The organism is Caballeronia sp. LjRoot34 (assembly GCF_964253815.1).
Taxonomy (GTDB): Bacteria; Pseudomonadota; Gammaproteobacteria; order Burkholderiales; family Burkholderiaceae; genus Caballeronia.
In genome coordinates this window covers 216,536-228,641 of sequence record NZ_CAXUSB020000004.1, presented here as the reverse complement: position 1 = coordinate 228,641, position 12,106 = coordinate 216,536, and the positions used below count along the sequence as shown (strand labels likewise).

Below are 12,106 nucleotides of genomic sequence, written 5' to 3'. Positions count from 1 at the left end.
TAGTCGCAGGTTTGGACGAGTGAGTGGTAACGGGTGGCGATGTCACGCTTATTCCGGTTTGCTTAGACAACCTCGACCAGATTCCCTTTACCCTGACGTTTTCACGAAGGTGATTGCCCGCTGTTCGCAGCGGGCTCTTTTTTAAATATATCAACAGGACTGACATCGACGGCGGCTTGAGGTGCGTGGGTTCCCAGGGGAATGTCGAATGCCTAGCAGCCCGGCGCGCCTGGACGAAATTGACGGTATATGGGTACGACTCCTGATAGCGTAACGCTCTACAAGCGTGAATGCCGAATCACGCTAGAGGTTTGACCCAACGACTAGGCAATAATATCCGCCCTGGCGGGGACCATTGATAGGCGCGGTTTCATACCCGCGAGTAAGATTCAGGCATGCATGCATTGCGACAGGGCCGCTCGATCGCAGGGTGGTTGTGGGGTGCTTGCGGTCCAGCAAGTGCTCTAGAAACGGATCATTGAAAGTTGACCGCGTCGTGAGTCCCTGATACGCCTATCGGAATAAACGGGTCGATCGGTTTCTTCTGAGCTAGGCCTGAACTGAAAGGGATCGGTTGGACCAGCGTCCCGCGGTAGCTCTGCTGATTCTTGTGAGCGGGTTTCTCCTAGCTGACCGCACGTCCGGATTTTTGAGGCTAAGATCGCTGGAAAAGCACTTCCGCAGCAGATAAAAAACTCTTCATTTTCATGAAAGTGAATCAGAGGTCCGCAGTCGTTATCCTTCGTGACATAAGCCTTCAGCGATATTTCCTGCTTTCCGAGGCAATAGAAAGGATCAACGAGTCACTTAGGAAAACTGATATGAGATTCTTCAGAACGACTATTCTATCTTCGCTGCTGTTTGCGAGCGGTGCAGTGATCGCAAGCCCGTCGCTTACGCCACAACAATGCAACGACTACCCATTCAGGCAGCCCCGCGGCGAGATCACGCATGCTCAGTTGATGCAGGAGCTAGCCGAATTGGAGGCGGTGGGATACGACCCGACAGCCGACGACAACGATTATCCGACGGACTTGATGAGTGCCGAAGGCAAGTTGCAAGCAGAGTATCGAAGAGACTGTGCACCCCAAACCGATGGCGGTCCGCCGCGGACAGAGTCGAAATAAGCGCAGACATCGCTGATCGGATGTGCTTTTTCTACGGTCGCAAGCCGTGGCGATCCTTATAGAGAGAGACAATTCTCCGATAGGGATATTTAGGTCGGGACTGCATTCTAAAATTATTCGACATGTCTATCTCGTCCCTGGCGTTTTGATCGACTTGACCGTTGATCGCGGAAGCATTGATCCCGCAGCGTATTGAACGAGCTCATTCGGACCACTGCGCTATTTGACCGTCGCCTCATGCTCCGATTCTGAACGGATGAAAATTTGACGAAGCTGGGAGCCTCGTGGAGCATCTGGCGCTTCCTCCTTAATGTAAGCGTGCATGGGACAACTGGCTTTACGCCCAGACAGTTGAACATGCCCTGCGGTGTGGACACTGACGGTGCAAGCACGCAAAGCCGTAAGTGCGCCGTAGTCGTCCACATCTGAGAGAAAGTAGGGATACTAAGCAATGCCACGAGACATGGATGAGCATCAGTCGCGTTGGCCTCGCAGACGTATATCTGCAAGAATTGAATAGAGCTGTCTTGGGCGCCAGCGAAGATATCGTGGAAAAAGCCGGTTGCTCCGTCCAACGGTAGACGAGCGAATAGTGTGCTCGCAGGAATTATCAGAGGCGGCCCGAGCGCCATTCTATACACATCAAATCGACAGTGGTCACTGCCCAAGAAGATAGTGCAATGGGCTGTTTGAACGCGGTCACCGGCAGCCTTCGCGTAACTGTTTGAGAAACATGTACTCGATATCGTGCGCGCTCGGTCAACTTTCTTCGGTCCCGAGCCTCTGCTGCTGATCGGGTGTCATCTCACTTGCGTTCGCTCGTAAGCGTCTGGCCGATTCGCCTGATGAACCGGGTCGCGGGATGATCGAATCGCGGTGTTCCTTGGTCACTGCCTCTCAATTTCAATAAAACGTAAGCGCATCGTCGCGGCTACCATCGAATGAGCGCCTGCTCTTTAACGTTGGAATTGGTCAATTTCGTGTCAGCGTTGGCCCCGTTCCAACACATTTTCTGAAAGGCAGATTTGCGCGTGCACTAGGGCGCAGTGTCGCTATATTCACGTGCGTTCTCTGCTGACTCTCCGGAACGAGTACGTCTCACTGTGTTGAGAAGGCGGGGCGAAAAGTACGAAAAGAGCCAGCTTCGGCCGCATTTTTATAGAAAATATTGCACTGACTTAACCAACGCAAGCCTTATTTATTGCGTGACGCTGCATGAAGCAATGAATTTGTGCTCGGGCATTCAAGAGACCTATATATGAAAACCATGAAGAAACGTTTGCTCGCTTCGGCGATTCTTAGTGCATTTTTTGGCTTCGCTCACGCCGACGAGGGGGACAGCGTCACTCTCTACGGCATCATGGACGTGGCAGTCGGTGCAGTTGAGCATAGCGCGAATGGCAGCGCGCTATTCCCTGCTACGGTAAATCCCGTGAGCAAAGTTAGCACGGCCTTCAACCATTCGGTAATCGGAATGTTTAACGGCGGGATATCCGATTCGCGCTGGGGCATCCGCGGAACCGAAAATCTGGGCGCAGGCTTGCATGCTTTTTTTGGCTTGGAGTCTGGGATCAATGTTCCATCGGGTAACCTCAACAACGCGGCCGGTTCGATAGCGGGTTCTAACAAGACTGTCGGGGTTGCGTCGGCATTGAACGGCCAGCTCTTTAACCGGGGCGCTTTTGTGGGATTGAAGCAGGACCAGTACGGATCCCTGGCATTCGGGCGAACAACGACGCTCGGCTACGACACAATCGTGAACTATGACCCGGTGCTTGCGGCACAGCTATTTTCTCCGCTCGGCTTTTCCGGCTCGTACTCAGCTGGTGGCATTACGGAGGGCTCACGCACCGACAACAACATCAAATATACGAACCACACGGGCCCGATCAACTATGGCCTTTCATACAGCTTAGGCGGAGTCGCCGGCAATTTTAGAGCGGGGTCGACCTTTGGCGCAAATTTGGGCTATGAAGACCGCGGTTTCGGCGTTCAGGCGACTTACTACAGTGCCCGCGATGCGGTTCATTCGGGCGCATTGGTCGGCGCGAATCCGGTGGGCAGTGCCCTAACCGGTACGAACGTAGGGACACTGACGCTTAACAACGACGAAGACGTGATGATCGCCGCCAAGTACGCATTTGGCGCTGCGACAATCAAGGCCGGCTATGAGCATTACGAACTCAAGGCTCCATCGGACCCTGCTTCTGCCGGTAGCACGACTGACTACTTCGGCTTTTCTGGGACATTGACCAATACTGTTCATCCGACGAAGACTAACGTCTATTTCGGCGGCGGTGATTACAAGTTCACACCAGCCTTCGATGTCGCTGCAGGCGTCTACGATACGCAAACGGTTCAGTCGACAGGTGTTGCCGGTGGCAATCAGCTTCAATACTCGGTACTTGCTGACTATAGCTTTACGCGTCGTACTGATGTCTACGCCGGATTTATGTTTTCTAAATTTAACGGCGCAGCGTTTATTGGATCAGAGTCAAACAACTACATCGTAGCGACTGGAATCCGGACGATGTTTTGACCGGTGGACAGGCGACTTCGATTCATCGTGGACGTGAGGCGACAGCGAAAGCGGATCAGCTCAGCGACGCCTTGGCATGTACTGGACTCCCAGGCTAGGTCTTCCACCCCCAAGTTACGCGTCGTCGTCCTGTCCCATGCGCTGAGGAATACCGCCGGCCGTACGATCTTCACCCGCTTTGCACTTCTCGGCGAGTCCAATTTTGATGTCCGGCGAGAGCATGCCATTGCGGGATGCAGGTTGGTACATGAGTCGGCCACGACGGTTGTGCCGCAATAAGGTCGACAACGCGAAAAACTCTTCTAGGGTAAGGATTCCGTACGCCATCAGAGAATAAAACAGCGCGTCAGCTGTTCGGTGACGCCGTCGTCCGTCATCGGTCCTTTTCTGATTATGTGCATTGTCTCAATCCCTGAGGGGATGATGCGGGCACACCGGAATCCTTAAAGCTCATCAGGGGCCCGGTTCGGCGGTCGATCGCCCGGTGATCGACCTTCCGTAAATATCCGTTCACGAGAAAATAGAATTGGTCTTTTCCATCAAATTGAGACGTCCGTCACTATCTGCTCGAGTAGCCAGCGCCAGGAATCAATCGAACAGCATAGCTAACTGGACATCCTTCACGGAATAAACGAGCACGTGACCGCTGCCAGACAGGGAGAGTTGTGTCCGCATCTTACAAGGCGTAGACTTTAAGTGACGTCGGAGATGGCATTCCTCCGCAACCGCCCGCAACGGGCTGATGATGCCTACAGGCCTGGGTATGGCACTGTGGGTGCGCGTCCAACGGCTTCACTTGCCTTAAACATGCGCCATCGTTAGCTCGGCGCACGATCCCAGTTTCCATCACCGTCCGGCCAGTTTCTTAGCGATCCGCTTTGATCGCCTAGGCTGCCCGGTGAACAAGGAAGCATGATGGATCGACGATCTCTCGAATATCGGCCTACGAGCCTCTCTTTACGACATTCCATTCGATCGGGGCGCACGGGTGCGCGCTGCCCGGAGTGCCCTTTTGCGCCGCATGGTGTCGCGTTATCCGGTTCAGCGCCAGCCCGCTAGCGGCATGGCCTGCCTGAATCAACGTGGAGGCGTCCTGCAGACGGGCTATTGGCCTCGTTGATCTGCCGGGAGCGCAAGTAGTCTTCAAACAAGAAGGGGATACGCGTGGTCTTTCACAGCATCCTGTTCGAAAAGCCGGAAGACGGCCCAAGGCGCGACGATACGCCGGAGCCGGCGTTTTTCGGCGACCTCAATCTCGACCAGATCGTCGCGGCGGTCACGCTGGGGCGGGACGATTACACGCTTAAGCCCTTCTTCCACACCGAGCTGGCGCGCGAGGAAGCAATCACCTACCGGCATGAGGTCATGCGCGACCTCGACAATGTCGCCGTGCTCGACAGCATCAACGCTTTCGCCACGGGTATGCTCAAGATGCGCCAGCATCTGGCACAGGCGGAGAAGCTCCACTACCAGCGCCAAAGTCAGTGGTGGTTTCTCGAAGCGATCGCGGTGTATTGCAAGACACTCGAGACTTTTGCCCATGATCTGCCGCTGGCCGCGCCGGGCTCGAAAGGTCTGCGTGAGTTTCATCGAACCCTGAGCGGGTATGTTGCATCAGCTCGCTTTCAGTCGCTCACGCATGACGCGATCCATATCAAGGAGAATCTGGCGGCGATTCGGTATTGCATTCGCATCAAGGGGAGCGCGGTCACAGTGCTTCACTATGATTCAGAAATCGATCAAAGTGCCGACGTGCTGAGGATCTTCGACAAATTGAAGCAAGGGGAGGTCAAGGATCACAGCGCAGAGCTGCGCGACTGGTTGGACATGAATCATGTCGAAGCTTGTGTACTAGATTTTGTCGCCCAGTTGCATCCTCAGGTGTTCGTCGAACTCGCTACCTATTGCGTGAACAACGTGGATTATCTCGACGCCACCATCCAGACGTTCGATCGTGAAGTTCAATTTTACCTGGCGTACCGAGACTACATCGGCACCTGCAAATCTGCGGGCTTGAGCTTTTGCTACCCCCGTATGTCGTCGACCAGCAAAGCGGCGCACTGCGACGAGACGTTTGATTTGGCGCTCGCGCACAAGCTCGCTATCGAAAAGTCACACGTGGTCTGTAACGATTGCCATCTCGATGGCGAGGAACGCCTGATTGTCGTATCGGGTCCCAACAACGGTGGGAAAACGACATTTGCCCGTACGTTCGGCCAACTGCATTACCTGGCGAAGATAGGCTGTCCGGTACCGGGCCGGAACGCGGCGCTTTTTCTGTGCGACCAGCTGTTCACGCACTTCGAGCGCGAAGAGAATACGAAGGACCTGCGCGGCAAGCTCCAGGACGACCTGATGCGTGTCCATCAAATCCTGGCGCACGCCACGTCACGAAGCGTCATCATCATGAACGAAATATTCAGTTCTACAACGCTGACCGACGCGCTGTTTCTGAGCAAGAAAATCATCGGCGAGATACTGGAACGCGATGCCTTGTGCGTTTGCGTGACCTTCATCGAAGAGCTCGCTCATCTCGACGATTGGGCTGTGAGCATGGTGAGCGAAGTCAAGCCCGAGGACCCGGCTTCTCGCACCTTCCGGGTGAGAAGAAGGTCAGCCGATGGCCGGGCGTATGCAGTGTCGGTCGCAGAGCTTTATGGCCTGACCTATGATCATCTGACGGAGCGGCTCGGACTATGAAGGCCTATCTTTTATACCGGGACCGGGACTTGGATATGTGCCAGGAGGCCGTGTGGAATGAGCCAGCACTCGTACAGGACCTGAGATTGAACACGCTCTACCAAGCGATGGCGCAGGGCGATGCGTTCGTCTACGACGTGACCAAACGGGTGGTCCCGGCGAGCTCTATCAACCTGGACGAAATTAGTTATCGTCAGGCAATCCTTAGCGACTGCATCATCGTCGAAGCGGTAGTGAGGCAGATATACGCTATCGCGATCGAGGGGATCGAAACCAAGCGAAAGTGCTACTACGGCGTGTTTTCGGGGTCACCCAGTTCGGTGCTGCACGGCGCACGTGACTTGATTCAGCAATTCGTGGGCGTATTGAAGAAGCTACGGGATGTTGCCGACACGCAGGCAGAGCAGTTTCAATCGGAAGGGTTTGCTCAATTCTTCTCGATGATCCAGCGAGAGTTGACGGACGAGTATTTCGTGATAATTCAGCGTTGCCTCAAGGAGCTCAGGTTCAACCACGGCGTGCTAATCAGTGCGGGGCTGGGCCAGGGCAACAAGGGAATCCACTACGTGCTTCGGAAACCTCACGAGAAGGATTCCAATCTTCTGAGGCGGTTATTCGCAAAACGGCCGCGCTCGTTGACGTTTCACATCGCGGACCGGGATGAGGCTGGCGCCAGAGCATTGTCGGACCTGGAGGCACGCGGCATCAATCTCGTCGCGAATGCACTTGCCCAGTCAGCGGAACACATACTCAGCTTTTTTACGATGCTGCGCACTGAACTGGCTTTCTACATCGGATGCGTCAATCTGCATCACCAACTGACGCGGCTGCGCCTGGCCGTGTGCGTTCCCGTGCCACGCGAACGTACTGAAAGGAGGCTCGCCTTTGATGGGCTGTATGACGCCAGTATCGCATTGCGCACCGCGCGTTCGCCTGTCGGCAACGACGTAACTGGGGATGGCCGCGACCTCGTTGTCATCACCGGTGCAAATCAAGGTGGCAAGTCGACGTTCTTACGCGGCGTCGGGCAGGCGCAGGTCATGATGCAATGCGGAATGTTCGTTGCGGCGGCGTCGTTTTCAGCGAACGTGTGTGACGGGATATTTACGCACTACAAGCGCGAAGAAGACGCGTCGATGAAGAGCGGCAAGCTCGACGAGGAACTCAAGCGGATGAGCGAAATCGTCGATCACATTCGCGAACACTCGCTGCTGCTGTGCAACGAGTCATTCGCGGCAACCAACGAGCGCGAGGGTTCCGAGATCGCGCGCCAGATCATCGCGGCGTTGTTGCGAAAGCGTGTAAAAATCGTCTTGGTGACGCATCTGTACGCGCTGGCTCACGGACTGTATGAGCAGAAGGCGCAGGGCATAATGTTCCTGAGAGCGGAGCGGCGCGCGGACGGCGAGCGCACATTCAAGTTGACTGAAGCGGAGCCCTTGCATACCAGCTATGGGGAAGATCTGTACAGGCGGATATTCCTCTCGAAAGACGAATCTGAAGAGCATGCTGAGCCCATATCCGTCAGCCTGTCGAAAGTTGAATAGTTGGACTCTTAAGGACGCATATCCCACGCGCAGTGGTCAATCACGAGTGTTACACTCGACTGGCGGAGATGGCATTGGCGAGGTTCAAAGCTGCGTTACACATGCGAGGGAGCGAAGAATAATGCGGGATAATGCGACCCCATTTTCAACGCCACGTCGCCATGAATTTATCCGTTTGCGCAGCCTCCATAAAACTGACTACCGACGACCGTAAGGTGATGGCCGTTCGGGCTTTGGCGGGCGCTGAACCGATCAGTGCGCTGGCCGCCCGGCACGGCGTGAGTCGTCCGTTGGTCTACCGGCAGATGGACAAGGCCCGCGCCGCGCTTGACGAGCTCTTTTCGCCGGCGCAGAGCGACAACGGCCAAGACAAGGTGCTGTTCTCGCTGCCGGTCACCAAACGATGGCTGGAGCAGGTCACCCTGGCGCTGACGATGGTTGCTCACGCCTCGATGCGCGGCGTCATGGAGTTCATGACTGATCTGCTGGGCGTGTCCATCAGTCTGGGCACCGTGCACAATATCCACCAACGGGCGGCGCAGCACGCCATCGTCATCAGAGACAGCGTTGAGCTGTCGGCGATCCGGGTGGGACTGCACGATGAGCTTTTTCAGGGCTCGCAGCCCGTGCTCGTCGGCATCGACGCCGCCTCGACCTATTGCTATCTGCTGGCCGCCGAAGACCATCGCGACGCCGACACCTGGGCCGTCCATCTGCTCGACCTGAAGGCGCGCGGACTGAATCCCGGTTACACGATTGCCGACGCCGGCACGGGTCTGCGCGCCGGCCAGAAACTCGCCTGGCCCGGCACTCCGTGTCATGGCGACGTGTTCCACATCTGTCAGCAGTTCGAAACCCTCGTCAACATCTGGGCACGCATCGCCAGCGGCGTACGCTCGCAACGCGAAGCACTCGAAGCCCGGCTCGCCAACCCGCGCCGGCGCTGCCAGGATCACCTGCTCGTGGCTGAGCTGGTCGCGCTTCGTCAGCTTGAAGCGCGCTCGTCTGAGCGGGCGGACGACCTGCGCACCCTCGCCCAGTGGCTCGAACGTGACATTCTGTCGCTGGCGGGTCCTGAGCGGGCCGCCCGTCAGGAGCTGTTCGACTTCATCGTCGATGAACTTCATCAACGTGAGCCTGAAGATCCATCACGCATCGGCACGATGCGCGTCGCCCTGCAGAACCAGCGCGACGACCTGCTCGCCTTCGTCGGCGTGCTCGATGACAAGCTGGCCGCTATCGCGCGCACGGCGGCAGTACCGGACTATCTGGTCCGCGCAACGTGCATGCTGCATCGCAAGCCCGACACCTCGGCTGCCTTCTGGCAAGGCTGGAACCGGCTGCATGCCGCTATGGGGCGCAAGTTCTACGGGGTCTGGACCGCGGTCTCGCAAGCCATGCAGAGCACGCCACGCAGCAGCTCGCTGGTTGAAAACCTCAACTCCCGGCTGCGCAACTGCCTGACGCTGCGGCGCCATCTGAACGGTAGCCGCGCCTGGCTGGGCCTGCTGCAGTTCTTCTTCAATCACCGTCGCTTCATGCGCAGCCGGTGCAGCGAGCGGATCGGCAAAAGTCCGCGTGAAGCGATGACCGGCCAGGACCATCCGCACTGGCTGACACTACTCGGACTCGGTCCGCTTCAGCCTCGGCAAAGTTGATCGCCTGAGGTCGAAAAACCTCAAATTGATTCGTATTCCATATTACGTCTGCCTGAAAACGCAGGACGAGTCAGCTCGTCTGTGTAACGCAAAAAACACGGGTTTTGAACCACGCCAAATCTCGTCACTCGGATCGCGCACTTCGAGCTTGAACTGCCATCCTTCAAACGGCATCAGCATGCGTCCGAGTTCGTCCCACTCGACGCGGCGACCATCTATGACGACGCATGGCCGACGTGAATCCTCGACGCCGTCCCATTCGATTCTGCCGCGGACGGTTTCGTCGACGATCTGCAATCCGAGATCGCCGTCTCTTACGTGGGCGATCGCAAGCAAACGGCGCATCTTTTCAATCAGCTTTCCCAGCAAAACGAATTGATCCGATAGCGGATCGCCGAGGATCTGAAAGCGATATCCCGATGGTTCTTCCTCGCTCGTCGAGTCGAATGCCTCCAGAGAAAGTTTGTCGCCAAACAAAAGACTTCGAAAATGGAACTCGTGGGCGGTTCCATTGGCATCGGACAGGTGCACTGGTTTAAACTTGACTTCACCGAAATCATCAAGACCGGTGTGGTGAGCCATTTCTCGGTTGAAGCAGGCGGTGCACAACAATCGGTCGCCATGTCCCTCGCTGACGGTATTGACGGTGTCGTGCTGCGGCACGATGGCGCCGCAAGCTGCGCATTGGCTGACGGACATGACGGAACTCCAGGTGAATCGAATAAGCAGCGCGCTGCGCAACGCATGCCACCTCGCGGCCGCGTGCTGCAGCACAAAAGATCGAATTCGTCTGCGATGGGCCTATTTTGTCACGTCTGAGAAGACACTCGAGACGACACACCCAGGGCAACGCGCACAACATATCCGGAGACTCCTAAGCCGAGGGGAATATGGATCGGTTACAACATGAGCTGCTTGAATATCACGAACGCAGTAAGCATCGCCTCGACCACTACGCTCCTGGTCCCAGGGGACTTGACTGGACAAACCAGCCGGATCCGTTCCGGGTCTTTCGCGGCGCACCGCGCATCGGTCTGCCCTTAGCCGCAGATACGCTCTCTACACGCTACAACGAGCTGCGCCGCGGCGCCCTGCCACCGCCGCGCAGATTTGATCTTTCCAATCTGGCAATCCTGTTCGAACTCTCGCTGGGCCTGTCGGCTTGGAAAGCCTATGACGCCCAGCGGTGGGCGCTGCGCTGCAACCCGTCGAGCGGGAATCTGCATCCAACGGAAAGCTATCTTCTGTGTCCGCCTCTGTCCGGGTTGTCCGCAGGGGTCTACCACTACCTGAGCCGAGACCATGTATTTGAACATCGCGCTGCAGTGGATGATCCGCGATGGACCGAGGCGTTCTCGAACGGCGGTGTTCTGGTCGGCATAAGTTCGATCCACTGGCGCGAGGCGTGGAAATACGGCATGCGCGCCTGGCGCTATTGTCAGCAGGATTGCGGCCATGTCATCGCAGCGGTAAGTTATGCAGCGGCAGCGCTCGGCTGGCAGACGCGGCTGGTGGAGGTAGCTGCAGATGATGCAGTCGCCGGATTGCTTGGATTGGACCGCAGCGAAGATTTCGGCGCGGCCGAAAGAGAGGCGCCAGATGTCCTGCTTTGGATCGGCAAGCCCGAACTACGACCTGATCTTGAGCGCATGCTGACTGTTTTGGATAGGGCGCAATGGCGCGGATGCGCGAATCAGCTAAGCTTGGGACATGTGACGTGGCCGGATATCGATTCGATTCATCGCGTCACGCATAAGTCTCGTACTCGCGAGCCGAGCTTGCTGACGCCGAATGAATGTCCGTCGCCCGAGATGCCTGCCGTCGATCTCAGCTTTTCCCGGATCGCCCGGCAGCGTCGCAGCGCTGTGAATTTCGATGGCGTGACGCGCATCACCGCCGCAGCCTTTTTTAGCATGCTGGCGTGCCTGTTGGTACGCCGTAACACGCCGCCGTGGAATGCACTGCTGTCTCCTGCCGCGGTGCATGCAGCGCTATTGGTGCATCGCGTCGATGACCTGGAGCCGGGCCTGTATATGCTCGTGAGAAATCCGGGAGCGCTGCCGATTCTCAAGCAATCTATGCGCCCAGAATGGCTGTGGCAGAAGACGGGTCCGGACTATCTGCCACTCTATTTTTTGCTGCCTTACGATTTGCGTGCCGTGGCAAAGTTGATCTGCTGCCATCAGGATATCGCCGCCGATTCCTGCTTTGCACTGGGGATGATCGCGACATTCGACATCGCGTTGAAGCAACCATGGCGTTATCGCCACCTCTTCTGGGAATGTGGCGTTCTCGGCCAAGCGCTCTATCTTGAAGCCGAAGCCGCCGGCGTACGCGCCACGGGGATTGGCTGTTTTTTCGATGATGAAATGCACACACTGCTCGGGGTGGAGGATCACGCCTGGCAAAGCCTGTATCACTTTACCGTCGGTGGTGCGGTGGACGACCAGCGCCTGTCCGCATTTCCGCCGTATCAGGTTCAACCTTGACCGGCGCGCTGGTTTTTCCATTATGGCTGTAGGTTTTGCGTCAGAG

Annotated in this window: 8 protein-coding genes, 1 pseudogene and 1 riboswitch; of the genes and pseudogenes, 6 read left to right on the top strand and 3 right to left on the bottom strand. The window is 56.7% G+C overall.

Features of this window, described 5'->3' with window-relative positions:
• Window positions 1–821: 821 nt before the first annotated feature.
• Window positions 822–1,127 carry a DUF4148 domain-containing protein gene (locus ACSQ36_RS41455; protein ID WP_436186697.1) on the top strand — a complete coding sequence of 102 codons (306 nt, stop codon included), beginning with the start codon at window positions 822–824 and terminating at the stop codon, window positions 1,125–1,127.
• Window positions 1,128–2,385: 1,258 nt separating this feature from the next.
• The gene (locus ACSQ36_RS41450; protein WP_436186696.1) at window positions 2,386–3,666 is read left to right on the top strand and encodes a porin; all 1,281 of its coding nucleotides are present in this window, start codon (window positions 2,386–2,388) and stop codon (window positions 3,664–3,666) included.
• A gap of 114 nt (window positions 3,667–3,780) precedes the next feature.
• Here ACSQ36_RS41450 and ACSQ36_RS41445 read toward each other — a convergent pair whose 3' ends face one another.
• Window positions 3,781–3,915 carry a hypothetical protein gene (locus tag ACSQ36_RS41445; RefSeq protein ID WP_436187013.1) on the bottom strand — a complete coding sequence of 45 codons (135 nt, stop codon included), beginning with the start codon at window positions 3,913–3,915 and terminating at the stop codon, window positions 3,781–3,783.
• 72 nt (window positions 3,916–3,987) lie between these two features.
• Window positions 3,988–4,156 (bottom strand): annotated as a pseudogene (locus ACSQ36_RS41440) (IS6 family transposase); the annotation flags it as partial.
• 205 nt (window positions 4,157–4,361) lie between these two features.
• A riboswitch (Fluoride riboswitch) is annotated at window positions 4,362–4,425 on the top strand.
• A 405-nt stretch (window positions 4,426–4,830) separates the two neighbouring features.
• Here ACSQ36_RS41440 and ACSQ36_RS41435 point away from each other — a divergent pair.
• The 3 genes from ACSQ36_RS41435 (at window position 4,831) to ACSQ36_RS41425 (ending at window position 9,571) form a co-directional block, all read left to right on the top strand.
• Window positions 4,831–6,366 carry a MutS-related protein gene (locus ACSQ36_RS41435; protein WP_436186695.1) on the top strand — a complete coding sequence of 512 codons (1,536 nt, stop codon included), beginning with the start codon at window positions 4,831–4,833 and terminating at the stop codon, window positions 6,364–6,366.
• Window positions 6,367–6,452: 86 nt separating this feature from the next.
• Window positions 6,453–7,913 carry a MutS-related protein gene (locus tag ACSQ36_RS41430; RefSeq protein WP_436186694.1) on the top strand — a complete coding sequence of 487 codons (1,461 nt, stop codon included), beginning with the start codon at window positions 6,453–6,455 and terminating at the stop codon, window positions 7,911–7,913.
• Between the two features lie 161 nt (window positions 7,914–8,074).
• Window positions 8,075–9,571, top strand: a complete 1,497-nt coding sequence (locus ACSQ36_RS41425; protein WP_436186516.1) for a hypothetical protein — start codon at window positions 8,075–8,077, stop codon at window positions 9,569–9,571.
• 42 nt (window positions 9,572–9,613) lie between these two features.
• On the opposite strand, the gene ACSQ36_RS41420 is transcribed toward ACSQ36_RS41425, so the two are convergent.
• Window positions 9,614–10,270: a DUF7713 domain-containing protein gene (locus tag ACSQ36_RS41420; RefSeq protein ID WP_436186693.1), complete on the bottom strand. Its 657-nt coding sequence runs from the start codon at window positions 10,268–10,270 to the stop codon at window positions 9,614–9,616.
• Between the two features lie 191 nt (window positions 10,271–10,461).
• On the opposite strand from ACSQ36_RS41420, the gene ACSQ36_RS41415 reads away from it, so the two are divergent.
• On the top strand, window positions 10,462–12,060 hold the full coding sequence (locus ACSQ36_RS41415) for a SagB/ThcOx family dehydrogenase (RefSeq protein WP_436186692.1): 1,599 nt from the start codon (window positions 10,462–10,464) through the stop codon (window positions 12,058–12,060).
• Window positions 12,061–12,106 lie beyond the last annotated feature (46 nt).